Origin of the sequence: Muricaecibacterium torontonense (assembly GCF_004793925.1) — a bacterium.
Lineage (GTDB): Bacteria > Actinomycetota > Coriobacteriia > Coriobacteriales > Atopobiaceae > Leptogranulimonas > Leptogranulimonas caecicola.
Map to the genome: position 1 here is coordinate 376,493 of NZ_SRYE01000001.1, position 21,810 is coordinate 398,302.

Annotated in this window: 14 protein-coding genes; 8 read left to right on the forward strand and 6 right to left on the reverse strand. The window is 62.5% G+C overall.

Features of this window, described 5'->3' with window-relative positions:
* Positions 1-21 precede the first annotated feature (21 nt).
* Positions 22-1,674: a hypothetical protein gene (locus E5334_RS01580; protein ID WP_136011847.1), complete on the forward strand. Its 1,653-nt coding sequence runs from the start codon at positions 22-24 to the stop codon at positions 1,672-1,674.
* Positions 1,675-1,744: 70 nt separating this feature from the next.
* On the opposite strand, the gene E5334_RS01585 is transcribed toward E5334_RS01580, so the two are convergent.
* The 6 genes from E5334_RS01585 to E5334_RS01610 form a co-directional block, all read right to left on the reverse strand.
* The gene (locus E5334_RS01585; protein ID WP_136011848.1) at positions 1,745-3,463 is read right to left on the reverse strand and encodes an acyl-CoA dehydratase activase; all 1,719 of its coding nucleotides are present in this window, start codon (positions 3,461-3,463) and stop codon (positions 1,745-1,747) included.
* 144 nt (positions 3,464-3,607) lie between these two features.
* On the reverse strand, positions 3,608-4,999 hold the full coding sequence (locus E5334_RS01590; RefSeq protein WP_136011849.1) for a 2-hydroxyacyl-CoA dehydratase subunit D: 1,392 nt from the start codon (positions 4,997-4,999) through the stop codon (positions 3,608-3,610).
* A gap of 20 nt (positions 5,000-5,019) precedes the next feature.
* The gene (locus E5334_RS01595; protein ID WP_136011850.1) at positions 5,020-7,953 is read right to left on the reverse strand and encodes an insulinase family protein; all 2,934 of its coding nucleotides are present in this window, start codon (positions 7,951-7,953) and stop codon (positions 5,020-5,022) included.
* Positions 7,954-8,092: 139 nt separating this feature from the next.
* Positions 8,093-9,076 carry a DMT family transporter gene (locus tag E5334_RS01600; protein ID WP_136011851.1) on the reverse strand — a complete coding sequence of 328 codons (984 nt, stop codon included), beginning with the start codon at positions 9,074-9,076 and terminating at the stop codon, positions 8,093-8,095.
* A gap of 742 nt (positions 9,077-9,818) precedes the next feature.
* Positions 9,819-10,874 (reverse strand): coiled-coil domain-containing protein, encoded by a 1,056-nt coding sequence (locus E5334_RS01605; RefSeq protein WP_275438875.1) that lies wholly within the window; start codon positions 10,872-10,874, stop codon positions 9,819-9,821.
* A gap of 414 nt (positions 10,875-11,288) precedes the next feature.
* A complete protein-coding gene (locus tag E5334_RS01610; RefSeq protein ID WP_136011852.1) occupies positions 11,289-11,741 on the reverse strand; it encodes a universal stress protein in 453 nt (150 codons plus the stop codon).
* 279 nt (positions 11,742-12,020) lie between these two features.
* Here E5334_RS01610 and E5334_RS01615 point away from each other — a divergent pair, with 279 nt between their 5' ends.
* From E5334_RS01615 to E5334_RS01645, 7 genes are all read left to right on the forward strand, one after another.
* Complete coding sequence (locus tag E5334_RS01615; protein ID WP_136011853.1) at positions 12,021-12,962, forward strand: undecaprenyl-diphosphate phosphatase; 942 nt, start codon at positions 12,021-12,023, stop codon at positions 12,960-12,962.
* 62 nt (positions 12,963-13,024) lie between these two features.
* Positions 13,025-13,888, forward strand: a complete 864-nt coding sequence (locus E5334_RS01620) for a methylenetetrahydrofolate reductase (RefSeq protein ID WP_136011854.1) — start codon at positions 13,025-13,027, stop codon at positions 13,886-13,888.
* On the forward strand, positions 13,888-14,556 hold the full coding sequence (locus E5334_RS01625) for a vitamin B12 dependent-methionine synthase activation domain-containing protein (RefSeq protein WP_136011855.1): 669 nt from the start codon (positions 13,888-13,890) through the stop codon (positions 14,554-14,556). Before E5334_RS01620 ends, E5334_RS01625 begins: the two co-directional genes overlap by 1 nt.
* Positions 14,553-17,075, forward strand: a complete 2,523-nt coding sequence (locus tag E5334_RS01630) for a homocysteine S-methyltransferase family protein (protein WP_275438876.1) — start codon at positions 14,553-14,555, stop codon at positions 17,073-17,075. Before E5334_RS01625 ends, E5334_RS01630 begins: the two co-directional genes overlap by 4 nt.
* A gap of 45 nt (positions 17,076-17,120) precedes the next feature.
* Positions 17,121-19,607, forward strand: coding sequence for an ATP-dependent helicase (locus E5334_RS01635; protein WP_136011856.1), 2,487 nt, complete (start codon positions 17,121-17,123; stop codon positions 19,605-19,607).
* A 3-nt stretch (positions 19,608-19,610) separates the two neighbouring features.
* Positions 19,611-20,372 (forward strand): mechanosensitive ion channel family protein, encoded by a 762-nt coding sequence (locus E5334_RS01640; RefSeq protein ID WP_136011857.1) that lies wholly within the window; start codon positions 19,611-19,613, stop codon positions 20,370-20,372.
* Between the two features lie 136 nt (positions 20,373-20,508).
* Complete coding sequence (locus E5334_RS01645) at positions 20,509-21,567, forward strand: nucleoid-associated protein (RefSeq protein WP_136011858.1); 1,059 nt, start codon at positions 20,509-20,511, stop codon at positions 21,565-21,567.
* Positions 21,568-21,810: the final 243 nt, after the last annotated feature.

Genomic DNA, 21,810 nt, shown 5'->3' on the forward strand with positions numbered 1-21,810 from the left:
TTAGGCGAAAAGGTACTCATCATGCATCGTCTGTGGCTCTTGATCAAGGTGCAACTGCGCACGTTGGGCAGCTCTTCTTCTAAGAACGCTTCTCGAGGCGGAATCGTTGGATTGAGGATCGCCCAGGCCTTTCTGGGGCTTTTGATGGTTGGCTATTCGGCTGGAGTGGGGGTTGGCCTTGCAGCCCTGGGCGCCGATAGGCTTCTGGTAGCTATTGCAGTACTTATTGCGACGTTCTGCGGCGCCATATTCTCGTTTATCAAGGCGCCGGGAATGCTCTATGAGGCAGGAGACTTCGATTTGCTTATGAGCATGCCTGTCTCAAAGCGTGACCAAGTCATTGCGCGTTTGGCATCCCTCTACCTAACGGCGGTGGAACTCACAGCTCTTATGGTGATTCCCCTAGGAGTGGCAGCTCTCATCTTTATGGGCATCCAGGGTATGGCATCTACCCCTCTTCAGTGGATAACGCTGCTCTCCATCGTGGCGGTAGGGCCCATGCCAGGTCTTGTGGCGGCAGTCTTTCTCTCGGCTCTTATCACGGCGGCTCTTGGGCGCCTACGTCATGGCAAAGCGCTCACTACGCTGGCTTCCGTGTTTGTGGCATTGGTGGCTGTGGTAGCAAGCTTTGCCCTCAACGGTGTGATCTCTGGCGCAGGCTATGAGAATGTCACGCTGGATACGCTTACTCAGATGTTGGCGGGCTTCGGCGATGCGTTGGCGGTCTGGCCCCTCTGTGGCTGGGCGATGGATGCTTGGGTGAGCCAGGACCTTTCAGGGTGGCTCTACTGGGCGGTCTTTGTGCTGGTGAACCTGGCAGTGGGAACAGCTTTGACAGAGGGGCTTGCGCGCACCTACACCCAGGTGGTTTCTGCCATCAATGCCCGTGCGCAACAGAGGCGCGGCAAGGCTTCTAAAGCGGCAGGGCTTCGCTCTCCGCTCCAGGCGCTTTGCCGCAAGGAGGTGGGATTGGTCTTTGACAACGGCACGGTCGTGGCCAACGACCTCATCTCGTTGCTGTTGCTCGTTATCTTCGCGGCTCTCGTAGCCATTGTGGGACTTGACGGCATAGCAAGCTTCTTCACCAAAGACTCTCTGGAAGACCCCTTGGAAGCCATTCCTGTGATGCTGGTGATCCTGCCCTGGATCATGGCGTTTATCGGCGCTATGGCGCCTCCTTCGGCTATCGCCATCTCGCTAGAAGGCCAGGGGATCTGGCTTATGGAGACGCTGCCCATAGAAAAGAAGCGGTTTTATGGGGCAAAGCTGGCGCCTTGGCTGGCAGCGGCTGCGCTTTGCGCATTGATCTCCGCGGTGCTGCTTCTGGTGGGCGGCGTCCCCGCATCGAGCGTGCTGCTATGCTTCGTGCTCACCGTGGTGCTCTATGGCTTTTGCGGCTTGGTAGGCATGACACTGGATGCGAGGCGCCCCAATTTTGAGTGGGTGAGCGCTACGGCGCTGGCAAAGCAGTCGCTGCCCATTGGGGTGTGCGTCTTTTTGTCCATGGGCATCTGCCTGGCGATGGGTCTTGTCTGCGGGCTGGGGTATGGCTTGAGCGGCTGGGATGCGTGGGTATGTGACGCGATAGGGTGGGCCGCGGCTGCAGCACTGGCCCTTGCCGCTTGGGTGCTCTTCAAAAGGCTGGAAAAGCGCCCCATTCCTTACCAAAGTTAAGCAGGCTTTGGTAAGGGACAGGACGCGCAAGCGTGCAGCAATGCATGCGGGCAGTGGCGGCAGCCAAGCTTTAGACCAAGGCCTCCAAGCCTAGCAAAGCGGCGCCCAGGGCACCACAGAGTTGGGAGTCTTCGCTGGTGGCTACCGGCGCACCCAGGGCTTCGCCAATGGCGGTGACCACACCCTCGTTGTTGGCGACGCCGCCGGTCATGAGGTAGGGAGGCTCGGCCTTCACGCGCTTGGCAAGGCTGGTGATCTTGGAGGCTACCGAGCGATCCAGGCCATGGATGATGTCGGGCACAGGAGTGTCATCGGCTACCAGGCTTACAACCTCGCTCTCGGCAAAGACCGTGCACATCGAAGAGATCTTCACGTCGTGCTTCCAGGATAGGCCTTGGGTGCAAAACTCATCCAAAGGCAGCTCCATGGTGCGGGCCATCATCTCCAAGAAGCGCCCGGTGCCGGCGGCGCATTTGTCGTTCATCACAAAGTTCACCACATTGCCGTCCTCGTCCAGCTTGATGACTTTGGAGTCCTGACCGCCTATGTCCACAATGGTCATGGCCTCGGGACACAGGGCATGGGCCCCTCGGGCATGGCAGGTGATCTCGGTGATGGAGGTGTCCATGGAGGGGATGGAGTCGCGGCCGTAGCCCGTGGCCACCGCCAGCGTGATCTGGTCGCGGGTGAGACTGGCTTTCTCAAGCACGGAGTCGATAGCACGTTGAGCGCTCTCGGTGGCTTTGGCGCCGGTGGGCAGGATTACCGTGGCCACAGGAGTGCCGTCTTTGTCTACGATGACGGCATCGGTCGAGGTAGAGCCCGAATCCACCCCCAACACGTAAATGGGGCCGGTGCCTTTGTCAAACTTGAGCGTGTCAGTCATACCTACCAACGTTTCGTCGAAAGCCTTTAGTCGAGTGGAGAGCTGGCCCGCGCTTTGGCGAGTGCCGTCGGTTTCCACCTTGATCATGGGAACCACGGCGTCCTGGGAGGCCATAAGGTACTCAAAGCCGTAGTAGTCGCAGAATTTCATGGTGTGGTAGATCACGCCGCGTTGTCCTGGGGTGCCAATGAGGTTTTGGCGGCCAGAGATGTCGGCCATGCGCAGGCAGGGGGTTTGGTCGAGCAATGCCCCTGCATACCAGCCGATAAACGCCTCCTTGGGGTCTGGGGCCGGTGTGCTCGCGTCGCAATTCTCGCGGCACGCCTCTTCGCGGATGGCGCGACCCAGCGAGGCTGGAGGAGAGGCCACTCTGCGGCCACCGGTGCAGGTGAGGTTTTCCACCGGCAGGTCGAAGGCAGACTCGGCAGCCTTAAGCAGCGACTCGGGGCCATGGGCGCCCAACAGGGTGACACGGGCGTCTTGTCTGGCCACCGGGGGCTCGAAGGAGGAGAGGGCAGCCCCTACATCAAAGATTTCACCCGAATAGCGCTCCCAAGCCTCTGCCAAACGCTCAAGCTCGGAAGCCAAACGCGCGCGCTCCGCAGGGCCGGTGAGATGAGGGAGGTCTACCATGAACAGGAAGTCCAAGCACTGCTCGGCATCCAACACGTCGTAGACGCGGCGCATCACGTCGCAGCAGCTGGTGAGCACCAGGGCTTTGACCTCGGGCTTCAGGGCAAAGGCGATGAGGGACTTGCCAAAGCCGCAGAGGTTGGGATGGGCGAGCCTATCGGCATCTTCAAAGGAAGTGGCCTCGTAGGTAACCGGTTTGCAGGCAGCGCCGTAGCCGGCCAAAAGCTCGATGGGCGCGTATTTGCAGGGATAGTAAACGGTGGGAGTCACCCGACGCTCCTATGGATTGGGGGTTTCTAAAGTGAAGCAGCTGCCAAAAGGTTCAGGCGCATGGGGATGGCACGTCTCTGAATAGAGCAAGCTCTAGGCATTGTAAACCCAGGGTGCCCAAGAGGCCTGGGGCCACGGGATCTGTTATGCCACGGTCTGCTCGTCGCTCTCGTCGCGCGGGGAGGCTGCAGGTTGCGGGTGCGCCGCTGCCCGCTGGTCTTTGCGAGCGTGGAGCATCTCCAAAAAGGCGCCCAGCCGTGTGGCGGCTTGGCCGCCGGGGAAGTTGGCACGGTTGCAGCCGTCGCCGTCCAGCGTGATGCAGGGGAAGTCTGCCCGCTCTAGCGTGGACTTGACCAGCTGGGCGCAGCCCATGGTCTCCTTGCAACCCCAGTGGCAAAAGACCACGGCGCCGTCGGCCTTGGTCATCTCGCAGAGCTCTGCCATTCTGTCTGCCCGATGCTGGCCTCCGCCGTTGTAGGAGTTGCGAATGAGGCGCTCGGCCATGGCCAAGAAGGGCTCATGCGCGCCGTCGTGATGCCAGCCGTCAAAGGTGACCTGGTCAAAGCACATGTCTGATGCGATGATCTGCTGCTCTGGATTGACATCCACAAGCTTTTGCAAAGGTACCGAGAAGAACGGGGCCGTGGCGCTCCATACCAGGTTGACTCCATGGAACTCTGGGGCGTCCGCGTAGTCCTCGAGCATCTGGGTTGCCAGCTGCTCGGCTTTGGGGTCGCCCAACAGCGTATGGAACACCAGGGCATGCTGCATCTCTAGGCCCATGTTGTTCTTCACAAAGCGGTTGCGGCGCAAGGGGAGGGTGGCTGCCAGTTTGTCTAACGTGCGCTGGGAGCGGGCTACGCGCTCTTTGAGATCTTCCAGGTCCAACGTGCGCCCATAAGCCTCTTCCAAGGCGTGAGCCAGGCTTTCCAGCTGCTCTGCCACGTAGCGGCAGTTCTCCTCTGTATAAGAATCCGGCACATCGATATAGCGCTGAGGGGCACCGTAGTGGGCAGCCAGCAGCTTGAAGGAGAGGTTGTTGGCGTCGCAGGCCACCGAGCAGTTGGCGATAAAGGGGATAGAGGGGAACACCTCTGCGAATGCTCCTCCCAGAAGCACCTTGTGAAAGGAGCAGTAGGTCTCAGGGACGCCGTGTTTCTCGGCACTCTCAATAAAGGAAGGCTCGGCGTGGGCTCCGGTCACAAAGTTGGCTGCGGCCTCGGCGATAAGGGGATAGAGCCCCAGCGACTGAAAGATCTCATTGGGCATGAAGATGGAGGTGAGCACGATGTCTTGGGGGTGCTCGAGGGCGCCCGTCACAGACTCCAGCGCCAAAAGGGCCGCCTGCTGACCGCTGGGGTGGGCCCAGCGGTCAGGCAGAAAGCGGCATTGGGCACGTTTGACTTGGAAGGCCTTGAGCAGCCAAAAGCCGGTGATGTCGGGGCGGTCGTCCATGACGCCGTCGATGGCGGAAGCCCAGGCATCCAAGATCTTGATGCCAAGCTTTTGGTCGTCCGATTTGGTCATCTGGGTCATGAAGCCCCTCCTAGCTGAGGCTAGACGAGGGGTTGCACCTCGATTCCGGCCTGGGATGCGTCGAGTTGGTCGCGACCGCCAATAACGCAGACGCCGCCGTACTCAGGGATGCCAGACAGGGAGCCGGCAAGGCTGCGTACGGTGTCGATGGAAGCGGCGAGCACTTCGTCTCGCACCTGATGGCGCCAGTTGGCGGGGCGGTGGGAGAAGCGCAGGCTGTCGCACTGGCGCATGGCGGTACGGGGCTTTTGGGGCGCGTCGAGGCCTGCCACCGAGGACACGATGAAGCCCTCGAGGTCTTCTTGGGTGGGATCCCAAGAAGCGAGCCATTGGCCTGCCTTGGCATAGGCGGCCAGAGTGGGGTCTACCGCAGGGTCGCGATAGGAGTAGAACCCCAAAAGCGATGAGGGAGCGCAGTTGAAGCCGGAGCCGTAGGCGCCGCCAAGCACGCGCACCTCATTCCAGAGGTACCCATAATTGAGGGCCTTGGACGCGACGATCCAAGCTCCGTTGTAGCTCGTATGTTGGTTGTTAGGCATAAGGCTGCCTGCAGCCATCTGCGCCACGAAGCACACGTTGGCAGGCACGGTGAAGCCCTCGCGGGCGACGGTGGGCTCGGGCACCTGGAGCTGAGGCGCGGTGGGGTGGCCGTCGTTTGCCAGGCCCAGATCGCCTGCGGCCTCCCAGTAGCGCTCCAGGTCGCCGGGGGCGCCGGCAAAGGAGCACTCCAGGCCGTCTCCCTTGAAGATGCGGCCCTGGAGGTTGCGCAGGATCTCGCAGAGCGAGCTGGCGCGCCGGTCGAAGTTGTCCAGGAGCGACACCAAAAACTTGTAGTAGTCGATGCCGCGCAGGGCCTCGGTGGCCTTGGAGGCGCAAGAGAAGTAGCTGCCGCAACGGGCCAGGGCGGCGGCGTGGCCCGCATTGACATAAGACTGTTCCATGGCAATGCGCTGTTGTACCAGGATGGCGCGGATCTTTTCGGTGTCGCCAAAGATGGTCTCGCAGCACACCTCGCAGGGCAGGGTAGCCAGATAGGATACCTTTTCTGAGAGGGAGGCGGCCCCTACCACCAGCTTGGGCTTGGCTACTTTAAGGGGCGTGCGGGCGTCGCCGTAGACCTCCACAAAGGTGGAGAAGGAGCCCAGCTGGCTTTCTAGGAGGGTGTCCAGCTCGGCGGCGGTGTGCTGGCGGGTGTCCAGCTTGCCCAGCAACGAGCAGAGCACGGTGACGTAGGGCAGCTCGCCCCAGCCTACCCGCTCCAGATCAAAGTAGAGGTAGCTATAGTCGATGTGATGGGTCTCGAGGTCGTAGGAATAGCAGGGGTAGGGGGCTTCGACCTTCTCGGCAACGGGGAGAGCAGGGGCCGCGGCGATGTCTGCGATGGAGAGGTGGGGCAGGCGGGCGACGTCTTCGGGGTTGTCAGGACGGGCCTGCTCGGCCTTGAGCTCGGCCATGTCGCAGGAGATCTTCTCCAGCTCCTCATGGCTCAGGGTCTCCTTGAGCTGGGCGAGCCGCTGCGCCTCTTGAGCTGCGGCGGTCTCTTCCTGAGGCTCTACAGTCACCAGGGCCTGATGGGGGTTGTCTACCACCAGCTCGCGCAGCAGCTTGTCAAAGACCCCCAGGCCCAGCGAGTTTTCCAGGTCCTCGCAGGCGGCCTCGTAGCGCACGAAGGACAGCGGGTCGCCCTCGTCGTAGAGCCAGCTGTTCATGGAACAGATGGCCAGGCCCACGCCGTCGGGATAGCCAAAGTCGGCCTCGCGCAGGTTGAACTCGGCTTGGGCCAAGGAGGCCTCCAGGCGGTCGGCGGGCACGCCGGCCTCCGCGATGCCTTTGCAGGTGGACTCCAAAAGCTCCTTGAACTGGCCGGCTACTTTTGGCTTTGCGCCCTTGAGCTCGAAGATCACCATGGGTTGCGCCACGCCGTCGATGAGGTAGGCGAAGACGTCGTCGCCCAGCCCAGCATCCAGGATGGCGCGCTTGAGCGGCGCCTCGTTGGAGCCCATGAGGGCGTCGATAAGCACGTCTGCCGCCAGGACGCGCTCGCGGTCTTTGGAGGTCCCCAGCACGTAGCCCACGCCTACGCAGCGATTTTCTGCCGAGGTAGACAGCGGCACTTCCACAGGATCCGGGCTCACTGCCTCCTGGAACTCCAGCGCGTTGGGGGCTCCCACGCTCTCATGGCTCACTGCCGAGAAACGCTCCCCCAAAAACGCCAGCTCCCGCTCGATGTCCAGGTCGCCGTAGAGCACGGTATGGGAGTTGGCCAGCTGGTAGTGGCGGGCGTGGGTGTCGCAGAACTCCTCGTAGGTGAGCTCGGGGATTGCGACGGGGTTGCCGCCAGACTCGAAGGCGTAGCAGGTGTCGGGGAACAGCTGGCGCTTGAGGTGCATAAAGAGCACGTCGTCGGGGTCTGAGAGAGCGCCCTTCATCTCGTTGAACACCACGCCGTTGTAGGTGAGCGGCGCGTCGGGGCTCTCCAGCTCGTAGTGCCAGCCCTCCTGCTCAAAGATATGAGGCTTGCGATAGAGCGCTGGATGAAACACGGCATCCAGGTAGACGTCCATGAGGTTTTCAAGGTCTGCCACGTTGGTGGAGGCCACCGGATACATGGTCTTGTCTGGGAAGGTCATGGCGTTCAAGAAGGTTTGCATGGAGCTCTTGAGCAGGTTCACGAAGGGCTCTTTGACCGGGTACTTGTCGGAGCCGTCCAGCACCGAGTGCTCCAAGATATGGAAGACGCCGGTGTCGTTGGTGGGCGGCGTCTTGAAGGCGATGGAGAAGGCGCGGTTGTTGTCGCTGTTGGCGAGCCACAAAAGACCAGCTCCCGAGGGGGAATGGCTAAAGACCAGGGCCTCGCCGTCGATCTCTGACACGGGCTCGCGCGAGACCAGCGTGAAGTCGCCGATGACATCTCCGGGCTTGAGGTTAGGGCACACGGGTGCGGACTGAGTCATAGAGCCTCCTTGGGAGCCTTTGGACAAGGGCTACCGGTTGGGTTTGTCTTCCATAGATGATAGGCTTCCCCAATTTTGCGTGGGGAAGATACGAGGATGGTGAGATTTCAGGCAGGGATGTTCAAGGGTCTCTCGGCAGTTAGCTGGTGAGGAAGACCATGAGGATGATGGCGGCAAAGCCTGCGAGCTCAGGGGCCACAAAGGAGGTACCCGTGAGCAACACCGAGGCCACCGTCGCCGTCACCGGCTCGATGGTGCCCAGCAATCCCGCTTTGTAGGCGCCCAGGATCTTGACGCCTTGAAAGTAAAGGCCATAGGCCGCCACGGTGCCAAAGACCACGGTAAAGGCCAAAAGCCCCCAACCGGCGGCATCCAGCGCGGGCATGTGGGAGAAGGGCTGCACCACAAAGAGCAGCACTGTTCCCACTACGAGCATCATGAGCCCGGTGATGGCGGTGGAGCCATAGGTCACCAAGAGACGCCGAGAAACAACGCTCATCAGAGCTGCGCCCAAGGCGCAGAAGAAGCCCCAAAACAGGCCGGAGGGCGAGATGCGCAGAGCGCCCAGATCTCCGTGGGTGCAGATGAGGTACACGCCTAGGAGGGCCAACAGCAGGCCGACAACCTCGCGTTTGCTGGGGGCGGTGCGAGTGCGCAGGCACAGGTAGACGAGCACCATGGCGATGGAGAGGCTTTGGAGCACGGTAGCGGTGCCGGAGTCGGTAATCTGCACGCAGTTGAGGTAGGCCGCCGAATTGAGCATCATGCCTGCAAAGGCGGCAAGCACCAGTTGCAGCATGTCTCGGCGGGAAGAGGCGAGGCGTGCGAGGACGTCTCTGTGGGCCCAGACGCCCATGATGAGCAGCGCCGATCCGGCGAACAGCTGGCGGACTGCCACCAGCCACAGGGAGCCGATGCCCCAGGTGTCCATAAGGATTTTTGAGCAGGTGCCTGAGAAACCCCAGAGTATGCCGCCTATGAGTGTGCATGCAACGCCTAAGATGGTGAGCTTTTTGGCAGGAGCGGCGCCGGGGCCGGATTCTTGAAGCTGCTGTCCGGGAACCACCTTGGCGGTGACCCCGTCTTCCTCTTGGACCTCTTCGCTCTGTGGCTCCTGTGACACTCTATGTCCCTTCCTGCTCTGCAACTGCAAAGATCTTGCGCCTTGGGTGTATACCAAACGCCTGCGCCTGTATACGCCGTAGGGGCTTCTGACCGGCCCACTGGCGCGCCTTACCGATTCTAGCAGGGAGTCCCTCTATTTGTGGGACATTCTGGAGGATATGGCGGAGCCTTGTAGGCGTTGGGATTTGAATGGAGGGCCCGTCCCTGGCGGGAGGGTTTCTCGGCAGCATGCGACGCCCTCTGGCTCGCAGCGTGCGGCGCGGCTCTCAGCGGGCGACAGGCGGCGGGCAGTTTGCAGCGTGCGACAGGCGGCGGGCAGTAGGCCTTATTGGCACGAGACGGGAGCACGGGCCTGTTGGCACAAGACGCAACTAGGACATGGAAAAGTTGGCATAGAATCGCGATAGGGTAGGGATTTCATCAGAATCCCTACCCTAAAAGCTTCTTATGCCAAGATTGCCACTTCCTAGAGAGCTTTCCTGTCAGCTGCCGAGAAACCCCGCCGTCCCTACCAATGTGTATCGACAAACTTCGAACTATAGCTAGCCTGGCAGCCCAGCCAGCAAGCACATCTAGCCCCGTAGCTTCAGCGCCAAAAGAAAGCAGCCCCTCCGCACGGGGAGGGGCTGCTTGAAAGTCGCAGGTAGCTTGGGATGTACGGGAGGCATGAGTCGCAGGTGGCTGCGAGACGCAGGCTGCGCCGGGTGTGGGCTGCAGGTGCAGCCCAAAGGGCGCGCGGGCTAGATGGAGTTCATCTCGGCCAGGGTGGCGCTGTACCAGTGGGCGGCGTTGGGCGGGCAGTACTTCTTGGCGGCCTCCCAGGAGATGGTGTAGCCGTAGCCGCGGGCCAAGCCGGCCACGTGGGCGGGAATGGCCTCCTCCCAGCTGGACCAGCTGGCGTTGCCCCAGCCCCAGGCGTTGTAGGGGCGGAAGCACACGGCGCCCTTGGAGCTCTCGGTGTTGGAGATGGCGGGGGACCAGCGGGGATCCACGCCGTAGTCCCAGGCGGCGGAGGCAAAGGTGGTGCCTTGGCCCGCCAGGGGGGAGCCAGCCAGATAGGCGTCGATGCGGGGGGCCCACTGGGCCACAAAGGAGCTCTTGTCGCTGCTCCAATCCACCGAGGAAGGAGCAGAGGGTACGGCAGCTTGGGAGACGGGCGCGGCCTGTGCAGCGGCTTGGGCGTCAGCTTCGGCTTGGAGGGCGGCGGCAGCCTCGGCGGCTTCGCGGGCAGCCTGCTCCTCCGCCTGGCGCTGGGCCTCTTCGCGGGCGGCCTTGGCCTCGTCCAGAGCGGTTTGGGCTGCCTGTTTCTGGGCCTCGGCCTCCGCCTGGCGCTGGGCAAGCTCTGCCTGGTTGGATTCCAGCTCGTCCTGGAGGTCGTTCAGGCGGTCCACCTGGTCAAGGTTATGGCCCTGAACGGCGTTGAGATAGGTGATGGTGGCCAAAAAGTCATCGAAGTTCTCCGATGAGAGGATGAGGCCCATAAGGCCTGGCTGGTTTTGGCTCATCTTGTAACTGGCGGCGATGGCGGCCGAGGCCTTTTGGCGCTGGGCCGGAAGCTGTGCAGAAACCTCGTCAATGCGGGCTTGATTTTGAGCAGCCTCTTCATTAAGGCTCTCTACCTTGGCACAAGCCTCGTCGTAAGCTTTCCCAGACTCTTCGATCTTGATCTGGAGCTCCGACAAGTCGCCTTCCTGCTCGCCACCGTCTGCCAAGGCGGGCACCGGCATTGCCATCAGGGCAAGCGCGGCGCACAGCACCACAATGGCGGCGCGCATACGAAGGGTCAGTGCGTTCATCCAAACTCCCGTTCTGTCTGTCTTCATGCTTGAAGGGCAGAGCGCAAGACCCCTGGCAAACCACCAAGAGTGCCAATGAAAGGCACGCCAGCGAACCTATCGCCTGACGTCGCGCTAAAGAAGGGCGCCATCGCGGGCAGCCTGCCGTTGCGTCAGAAACCCAACAGCATTCCCCAACAAGCATCGTGTTAGTCACGATAAACGCGATTTGGGCTGTCCATGAACAGCCCACAGAGCTTGAACGAGCGCATAGACATATTTAAATGCAACCATTGTCCATAAAAACGCAGCGTAGAATACCGATAAAGGCCCACGTTGCCAAAAAGCCCGGCCTCCGTTTACAGGAATCGGAAGCCGGGCTGAGAGTCACTTGTATACCAATGAAAGGTCATCTGCAGGGGAGCGCTCGCGGCCTTACTTGACCACCAGGATGTCGCAGTCGCAATTGCGCAGCAGGAAGGTGGAGATGGAGCCCAAAAGGGCGTACTTGATGGAAGAGAGGCCTCTTGCGCCGCAGACCACCATGTCGGGCTCGATGGCGTCGAGCATCTTGTCCTTGAGGGTCTCGCGGATGCGGCCGCGCTCGATGACCACCTCCACCGAGGGGATCTGGTCGCTCTCGCGAATGCGCTTCAAGGCATCGGAGATGGAGGCACGAAACTCCGATTCCTTGGCCTCGAGAGCCTGTTCGGCCTTGGCGGGCTCGAAGCTTTCGAAGGGGGTGACGTCCACCACGTGGCCAATGACCAGCTCGGCATGGTTGTTGGCGGCGACGATGGCAGCGCGCTTGAGCACGTGGCGTTGCTGCTCGGTACCGTCCAGGCACACGAACACTTTTTGGTACTCCAGATCCTTAAAGTTCTCCATGGGTCTCCTTTGGTTGGTAGAGGCTCACAACTAGCTCATTTCCCTGACCCTATAGTAGTGGCGCCGGGCGTAGGCGCAGCCGAGAAGAGCCGCCATCTCATCAAGAGAAACGGTGGAATAGCAGTAGGCATGTTCTGAGTGCGCCATCATGGTCTGCACGCACGGCCGCGTGCGCGGGGTATGAACCTGGCAAATTGCTCGGGCTCGCAGGGCCAGGGCATCAACCCTGCAAGCGATATCTGCTTTGCGCGCGGGCTATCTTAGATCAAGGAGGACCTGGTGGAGATTGTGGAGTTGCTCAAGGCTGCGCTGTTTGGCCTGGTAGAAGGCATTACGGAGTGGCTGCCCATCTCGTCTACCGGTCACATGCTGCTGCTGGACCAATTCGTGTCGCTGGATGTGTCAGAAGATTTCTGGAACATGTTTCTGGTGGTGATCCAGCTGGGCGCCATCTTGGCGGTGTGCGTGCTGTTCTTCCGCTCGCTCAACCCCTTCGCCCCCTCCAAGACCCCTGAGGAGCGCCGCGGCACCTGGTCGCTCTGGGGCAAGATCGTGCTGGCCTGCATCCCGGCCGCCGCGGTGGGCATCCCTCTGGACGACTGGATGGAGGAGCACCTCTCCAGCCCCTTCGTCATCGCGGCCGCCCTCATTGTCTACGGCGTCATCTTCATCGTCATCGAGCAGGTGCGCGAGAGCCGTGCCATGGCCCGTGAGGCAGAGCTTGCCGCCGCCCCTCAGCCCAAACACTTCAAGCAGGTGGAGGAGGCTGTCCTGCCCCGCACCACCAAAGCCGAGCTGGCAGACGTCGACCAGCCCGTCCAAGACATCTCCCAGCTCACCTTGGGCCGCGCCGTGGGCATCGGCTGCTTCCAGATCCTGTCGCTGGTGCCGGGCACCTCGCGCTCCGGCTCTACCATCATTGGCGGCCTGCTTTTGGGCTGCACCCGCACCGTAGCCGCCGAGTTCACCTTCTACCTGGCCATTCCCGTGATGTTTGGCGCCTCGGCCCTGCGTTTGGTGAAGTTCTTTATCGCAGGCAACGCCCTTACCGCTGTCGAGGGCTCCATCCTCGCCGTGGGCTGCATCGTGGCCTTCCTGGTCTCCGTTGCGGCCATCCGCTTCCTCATGGACTTCGTGCGCCGCCACGACTTCAAGGTCTTTGGCTGGTACCGCATCGCCCTGGGCATTCTAGTAATTCTTTATTTCGTTCTGGTGCGCTAAAGGGACCTCAAGGCGCCTTGGGGCTAGCATGGGTTCAAAACGCCGGACGCCCTGGAGGACCCATGGCCACAAAAACCGTCTCCCAGATCTTCGCCACCCAGAAGCTGCCCGTCTCCTTTGAGATTTTTCCTCCTAAAGGTGACTTGTCCCAGGAAGAAGCCCAACAGGTAGCCTCGCAGCTGGCGCCGCTGGACCCGGCGTTTATCTCTGTGACCTACTCGGCCGGAGGCTCTGGCAACTCCTCGCGCACCCTGGAGGTGGCTCGGCTCATCCAGCGCGACTATGACGTGTCCACAGTGGCCCACCTTACCTGCCAGGGGCTCACTCGCCAAAGCCTTGCCAAGAAAAGCGCCCGCCTCAAAGAGGCGGGCATCAAAAATGTTCTGGCGCTGCGCGGCGACCCCAATCCTGAGGCCGCTCCCGGCGACTTCGAATATGCCAGCGACATGATCCCCCAGCTGGTAGAGGGCGGTTTTTGCGTAGGGGCCGCTGCCTACCCCGAGGGCCACATCTCCTGCTTGGACCCAGATATCGACGTGGCCTACCTGCGCGGTAAGCAGGACGCAGGAGCTTCGTTCTTGGTGACGCAGCTCTTCTTCGACAACCAGCTGGCCTACCGCTTTCGCGAGCGCTGCCATAAGGCGGGCATCACCGTGCCCATCACCTTCGGCGTCATGCCGTTTCTCTCAAAGTCCCAGGTAAGCCGCATGATCTTCATGTGCGGCGCCAGCCTGCCGTCAGCGGTGGTCAAGCTTTTGGCCCGCTACGAGGACGATCCGGAGTCCCTTCGCGCCGCAGGCATCGAGTATGCCTGCGCCCAGCTTCAAGACCTGGCGACCCATGGGGTAGACGGACTGCACATCTATACCATGAACCGCCCGCAGGTAGCCGCTGCGGCCGTGGCTGCCATCCGCGAGGTGCTCTAATGGCCACCGCTTCACCCTTGACGCCGCTTCGCCAGGGCGCGGGCGCCCAAGAACCCCGCCTCTCGGAGGTATTGCGCTATCTGGGCCACAAGTCCCAAGCCATAGACCCCGAGCTTAAGGCCACCCTCGAGGCCACCTGCGCTCGGGCAGCCGCCGCCATTCGTCCCCGCTGGGTCTGGCGCGTCTTCCCGCTGCGCCAAGAAGACGGCATCGCCTGCAGCGGCAGCACTACGGGCACTCGCTTTCTGGTGGAAGGCACCTCGCTGGTGCTCGACGGCCTCTCTATGGAGGTGCTGCTTCAGGGGGCTTCTGCCATCGTCCTCATGGCGGTCACCTGCGGTCCCGGCCCCGATCTCGCCTGGCAGCGCACCCACGAGAAGCATCCCACTCAAAGCCTTATCTACAACGCCTGCGCCGTCGAGATCGTGGAACGCGCCGCCGATGCCGCCAATGCCCAAATCGACGCCTGGTCGCGAGGGCAGGGCTTCTCGGCCACCAAACGCTACAGCCCCGGCTACGGCGACTTGCCACTCTCGGTCCAGCCGGCCCTTCTAGATGCCCTGGACGCGCAGAACACTCTGGGCATCACCCTCACGCCCCAGCTCTGGATGGTGCCGCAAAAATCCGTCACTGCCCTCATGGGCCTCAAAGAAACGGACAACTTATGATGCATGTGCCGCAGGCCCCCTCCGCTGCCGAGAAACCCGTCCGCCAAGGGCCGGACGCCGCTTCTGGTTCCCAGGATTTGCTGGGTCGGGCGCTGGCAGGCCAGTCATTCTTGCTGCTGGACGGGGCCATGGGGTCCATGCTGCAGGCGCGGGGCATGCAACCGGGAGCTATTCCGGAGTTGCTGCTCTTCGAGGATCCTGAGCTGGTGGCAGGCGTCCATGAGGCCTATGTGGAAGCCGGTGCAGACGTGATCACTACCTGCACCTTTGGGGCCAACGCCCGCAAACTGGCGGGCAAGGCTACCGTAGCGGAGGTCTATGGGCGGGCAGTGCAGCTGGCGCGAGAGGCGGGGGCCCGCTATGTGGCGGCAGATGTGGGGCCCACGGGCGCCCTCCTGGAACCGCTGGGACCCATGAGCGTGGATGAGTGCGAGGCGCTCTATCGCGAGCAGGGCGAAGCCATTGCTGCCACCGATGCCGACCTGGTGATCATCGAGACCATGGGTGACCTGCTGGAGGCTAAAACCGCTCTCATCGCCATAAAGGAGCAGGTAGACATCCCCATTGTGTGCACCATGACCTTTGGGGAGGACGGTCTCACCTTCCTGGGCGCCTCGCCTGAGGCCTGTGCGGTGACGTTGGCGGCGGCGGGGGCCTCGGCCGTGGGCGTCAACTGCTCGCTGGGCCCCGACAAGCTGGTGCCCCTCATCGGCGCCATGGCTCCCCTGGTAGAGGTATCTCTGGTGTGCCAGGCCAACGCCGGCCTGCCGCGCATGGAGGGCGACGCCACGGTCTACGATCTGGGTCCAGAGCCTTACGTGGCTGCAGCGCAGGATCTTATTGCCGCCGGCGTCACCCTGGTGGGCGGTTGCTGCGGCACCACGGACGCCCATATCGCCGCCCTACGCACCCTGCTGGACCGCTCCCAGCTGCCCCAGCGCCGGGTAGAGCCTGCCTTTACCGTGGCGAGCAGCCAGCGGGTAGTGCATCTGCCGGCGGCCGGACATGCGGTGGCGCCCGTGGGCGAGCGCATCAACCCCACGGGCAAAAAGCGCCTCAAGAAGGCCCTGCGCACAGGGGATTTCGACTATCTGGTGAGCGAGGCGCTGGACCAAAAGGACGCCGGAGCCGCTGTTTTGGACGTCAACGTGGGCCTGCCGGAGATCGACGAGCCTGCCTGTTTGGCCACTGCCGTCACCCAGATCCAGGCGGTCTGCGATCTGCCGCTGCAGCTGGATTCCACCGACCCTGCCGCCCTTATCGAGGCTTGCCGCCACTACGCTGGAAAGCCGCTCATCAATTCTGTGAACGGATCGGTCGAGAGCCTGGCAGCCATCCTGCCCATTGCTCACAAATACGGCGCAGCGCTGGTAGGCCTCACGCTGGACGAGTCCGGAATACCTCAAACCGCCAGCGAGCGCGTCACCATCGCCCACCGCCTGGTGGAACACGCGCAAGCGGCAGGCATAGCGCCTCATGACATCGCCATCGACTGCTTGGCCATGGCCGCATCCACCAACCAGGAGGCGCCCGCCCAGATCCTTAAAGCCCTCAAGCAGGTGCGCCAGGAGCTGCCGGTCCAAACCATGCTGGGCGTCTCCAACATCTCCTTCGGCCTGCCGCTGCGCCCGCTGGTAAACGCCACCTTCCTGGCCGAGGCCCTAGGCGCCGGCCTCACCCTGCCCATCGTGAACCCGCTGGACCCCCGCTTGGCAGACGTCCTGGCCGTCCACTACCTATTAGATGGCCAAGACGCAGGCGCCGCCTCTTATGTAGACCGCTATGCAGGCCGCACCGACGCCGCCCCCAGCTACCGAGAAACCCCTGCAACAGATGCCGCAGCTGCCGGGGAGGTCCCAGAGGGCGCCGCGGCTGCCACGCCGGCCCAGCAGGCCTACGACCTCATCTTGAAAGGCCGCAAGGGCCCTATCCCCGCGCTGGCCTCGCGGCTTTTGGAGACCCAAGATCCGCTGGAGGTCATCGACTCCGTGCTCATTGCCGCATTGGACGAGGTAGGCGCCCGCTTTGAGTCTGGCGCCATGTTCTTGCCGCAGCTCATGGCCTCGGCAGAGGCGGCGGGCGCCGGCTTCGACGTCATCAAGGCGGCTATGCCCAAGGGCGAGGTTGCTGCCTCCAAGGGCCGCGTCATCCTGGCCACGGTCAAGGGGGACATCCATGACATTGGCAAGAACATCGTCAAGATGCTTCTGGAAAATTACGGATTCACCGTCATCGACCTGGGTCGCGACGTGGCCCCTGAGGCGGTGCTTCACGCGGTGGAAGACACCGGGGCCCATGTGGTGGGTTTGTCGGCATTGATGACCACCACGGTCAAAGCCATGGGCGAGACCATCGACCTGCTGCGCGAAAAAGCCCCAAATACCTATGTCTTTGTGGGCGGAGCGGTCTTGAACCCGGAGTATGCCCAGATGGTAGGGGCAGACGCCTATGCCAAGGATGCGGCAGAGAGCGCTCGGTTACTCACAGAGCTTTTCGAGGAGCGGCCAGACCTGCGCTAGACTAGAAGGCCGTTTTGCCCGCAGCATCGCAAGGAGGACCCCTTCATGGCAGACAGCGTGGTTGATATCGACTCGCTCAATGACGCCCAGCGCGAGGCCGTGCTGGATTGCGAAGGGCCGCTGCTGGTGCTGGCGGGGGCGGGTTCGGGCAAGACTCGGGTGCTCACCTACCGCATCGCGCACATGATTGGCGACTTGGGCTACCGCCCTTGGCAGATTCTGGCCATCACCTTCACCAACAAGGCTGCGGCCGAGATGCGCGAGCGCCTAGGCGCCCTGTTGCCTGGGGGCACCCGCGGCATGTGGGTGTGCACCTTCCATGCCATGTGCGTGCGCATCCTGCGGCAAGACGGTGAGCGCCTGGGCTATGGCCCCAATTTCACCATTTACGACGATGACGATTCAAAACGCCTGGTGAAGGCCATCATGGGCGACTTGAACATCGATCCCAAGCGCTTTCCGCTCAACATGATCCGCTCCAAGATCTCGGCAGCCAAAAACGCCATGGTGACGCCGGACGACATGCGCCAAGACGCCGACGACCCCGCGGTGGCCAAGGCTGCCTTGGTCTACGAGGAGCTCCAGCGCCGCCTGCTGGCCGCCAACGCCATGGACTTCGACGACCTGCTGGTAAACGCCTTAGAGCTTTTGACCAAGTTCTCGGATGTGCTGGAGGGCTATCAGGACCGCTTCTTGCAGATCTCGGTGGACGAGTATCAAGACACCAACCATGTGCAGTACCTCATCACCAAGCTGTTGGCCGCCAAGCATCAAAACCTCATGGTGGTGGGCGACGACGACCAGTCCATCTACTCCTGGCGCGGTGCCGACATCCAAAACATCCTGGACTTTGAGAAGGACTATCCGGCCGCCCACGTGGTGAAGCTTCAGCAAAACTATCGCTCAAGCGGCCATATCCTGGCGGCGGCCAACGCCGTGGTGGCCCACAACTCAAAGCGCAAGCCCAAAAAGCTCTTCACCAATCTAGGCGATGGCGAGCTGGTCCAGGTCTATCAAGCGGCCAACGAGAGCGACGAGGGCACCTGGATCGCCGCCCAAATTGAGAAGCTCCATGGTAAAGGCACCAGCTACGACGACATGGCGGTCTTCTACCGCACCAACGCCCAGAGCCGCATCATCGAAGACATGTTCCTGCGTGCCGGCGTGCCCTACAAGATCGTGGGAGGCACCCGCTTCTTCGACCGCGCCGAGATCCGCGACGTAACCTCCTACCTCAAGCTGGTGTTGAACCCCGCAGACGACGTGGCTGCAAGGCGCATCGTCAACGTACCTCGTCGAGGCATCGGCGCCACCTCCCAGGACAAGATCGGCGCCTACGCCGCTGCCCACCGCCTCTCCTTCTTCGAGGCCGCCCAGGCCTGCGTGGCCGAGGAAGGCCTGCTCACCCCGCGCGTGCGCAACGCGTTGGCCTCCTGGACCTCCACCATCGAGCAGGCGCGCCACTACACCGGCGAGCTCTCCCGCGTCATCGAGGCCATTGTGGACAAGAGCGGCCTCATCTCCGCCCTGGAGGCCGAGCATACCCCCGAGGCCCAGGGCCGCGTCGAGAACATCCGCGAGTTCATGCTCATCGCCCAGGAGTTCGACGAGAGCCACGAGGATGTGGTATCGGCCTTAGAGACCATCGAAGAGCTGCGAGATTCCGGCATCCTTGCCGAGGAGGACCTGCCCACCCTGGCTGCCACAGCCCCCGAGGGCACGCTTTTCTCGGCAGCAGAGGCCTCTTCCCAAGGAGTGCTGCCGGGGATTCCTGCGGGCGCCCAAGCTCCGGGTGTGGCCGGGGCCTTTCTGGAGGAGCGCTTCGAGCCGGTGGCCTGCGCTCAGCTTCCCGCCTTCATGGAATGGCTGGCATTGAGGAGCGACCTGGACTCGCTGGCGGGGCAGAACTCCGCGGTGACGCTGATGACCATCCACTCGGCCAAGGGCCTGGAGTTTCCCGTGGTCTTTGTGGCCGGCATGGAGGAGAACCTCTTCCCCAACCTCACCTTCGAGAACGACCCGGCGCGGCTGGAGGAGGAGCGTCGCCTGGCCTACGTGGCCATCACCCGAGCCCGCCAGCGCCTGTTCCTCACCTATGCCGCTACCCGGCGCACCTACGGCGCGACGCAGGCGAATCCTCGCAGCCGCTTCATCAACGAGATCCCGCCCGAGCACCTCAAGGCTACCGGCGTGGGGTCGGCGGGTTTCTCGGGCACGGGCTGGGAGAAGCGCGGCGACCGCCATGGCACCTTTGGTGCGGGCCGCGGCTCCGAGATGTATGGCGGCACCGTCTTTGGCAACCGCACGCGCTCGGCCGGCGGGGCTTCTGGCCCCGCTCCTGTCGCCAAGCCGCGCCGGGACCCCAAGGCTGCAGCCGAGTCCTTTGCTGTTGGCGACCGCGTGAGCCACAAGACCTTTGGCGTGGGCGAGGTGCTCTCAGCCAAGGGCGACGTCATCGAGGTGCGCTTTGCCAAGAGCGGGCAGGTGAAGAAGCTCATGAAGGGCTTCGCGCCCATCGTGAAGGTGGAGTAGCCCATGAATCCTGCGCAGTTTATCGTGGACCATCTGGGAAACCTTACCGGCAAGCTCATCATCCTTGCAATCGCCGCCGCTGTCGCCTACGGGGTCCAGCGGGTGCTCACTCGTATCCTGCGTGACGCCCTGGCTAAGACCAACATCCCCGATGCTTCCATCTTCGTGAACATCGTCCGTGGCAGCGTGTGGCTGGTGGCCGGCCTCTGCATCTTGAAGCCGGTCTTCGACATCTCGCCCAACGCCTTCATCGCCTCGCTGGGGGCCGCTTCCATCGCCGTGTCGCTGGGCCTGCAAACCACCATATCCAACCTGGTGGGCGGCCTTACCCTCATGGCCTCCAAGGTGGTGCAGCCGGGCGACTACATCACCGTCAACGGCATCACCGGCGAGGTGGTGGACGTCAACTGGCGCGACACCACCGTTCGCGACCGAGTGGGCAACACCGTGGTGGTGCCCAATTCCCAGCTCAACTCCTCGTCGCTCACCCGACTCACCTCGCAGCTGGCCAGCCAGGCCACCCTGGACGTGACCTTCAAGCCTGGCTGCGATCTGGAGCAGGCCTGCCAGGAGGTCATCGCCCGCGCCGATAAGGCCCTAGGCCCCGTGGCTGATCCTGCCAACGCCACACGGATAGTCTGCACGGGCACTGGGTCCGCAGGCACTAAGGCCACTCTGCTCTTCAACGTGCGGCCGGGCACCACCTTTGAGTCAGCCATCGACACCGTGGTGCGGTCTTTGGAGGGCTTCGAGCCCTTGGCCTAATAAGGGGTCGCTGCGCCGCGCGCTGGGACCGTTGAGGCCCCAGCGCTGCCTCTTGGATCCCATGCTGCTCGCTATTCATGGGCTGCCTGCGCTCTCTAAGCCGTCGACTTTTCCCACGCTTCCAGAAAGGAACTTCATGCGCGTCAATCAAGCCATCCTCCACAGTTATGCTGCAGGCTCCTGCGTCACGGTCTTCTCGGAAGCCCCCATGGACCTGTCTCAGGCCGAGATCAAACGCTACGTGACTTCCCAGGCGCGCCGGTCGCTCTCCAATCTGGATGCCCGTCGCGGCGCCTTCTTGCCGGAGAGCGCCTTCAAAGAGAGCGTCGAGGCTTACTTTCGCGGGCAGCAGGAGTTGGCGCCTTTCTCGGCAGAGATAGCCCACTACCTCCTGGGCGAGCTAGGGAAGCAGGAGCATACGCCCTCGACCGACGTGCTGGTCATCGACTTTGAGGGCGACGTTGACAAGACGCTCAATGATTTGAGCGATGAAGACGTCGAGATGATGTATGAGGCGCAAGCGCCACGCTATCTGGCCATTGTGGTGCTGGAGAGCCGCGATGCCTACATGTGCGAAGTGGGGATGGATGCGCTGGGGCATCAGGTGGCTTCCATCGCGCGCCATCACGCCATCCTGCCCAATCCGGGCCAGAAGGTGAGCTCCTTTGCGGTGGTGTCTGTCACTGGTGAAGTGCGCTTTTGCGACGTGTCGCGCGTTATTGCGGGGCAGTCGATCCAGCTTTTGCCTGAGGGGCTGCTGCAGTGCACCTCGGAGGCTTCCAGCAAGGAGTGCGTGGAGGCGGTGACCGAGCTGGTGGGCGAGGTGGCTGACGAGTTTGGCGCCAACTCGGCAGCAGCGGTGGCCGCCGCCAAGGCCTACGTGTCCGAGAACGCAGAGGACGACGAGGTGCTGGTACCGGAGCAGCTGGCACGGGAGGTTTTCTCGGGATCTCCCCAGGCCCACGACCGCTTTGTGGAGGAGGCCGCCGACCGCGACCTGCCCGCGCAGCTTAAGGTGGAGCCCAAGGTGGCGCGCCGCGTGGCGGCCAAGCACCACATTCGCACCGATACCGGCGTCGACATCACTTTCCCGGCGGAATTTGGCAAGAATCCCGATTTTCTGGAGTTCACCAGCAACCTGGACGGCACCATCTCCATCGCCATCAAGAATGTCTCTGCCATCGAGAACCGCTAGGGGAGAGGGCGACGAGAGGGCTGCTGCGATGTTCTGGGGGGAGACAACATCCCTCCTGAGCTGCTAGAATACACAAATGTACACAAACGTACTTTTTGTACACAAGTGTTGGGGACGCCGTCACGTGCTGACCGATGCTCAGATCATTTTGGCGGCAGAGCGTGGCAAGGTTTCCTTTGCGCCCCCTTATATGGCTGACTGGATTGCCTCCATGCCGGAGTAGAGGCTTCTGAGCATGTAGGA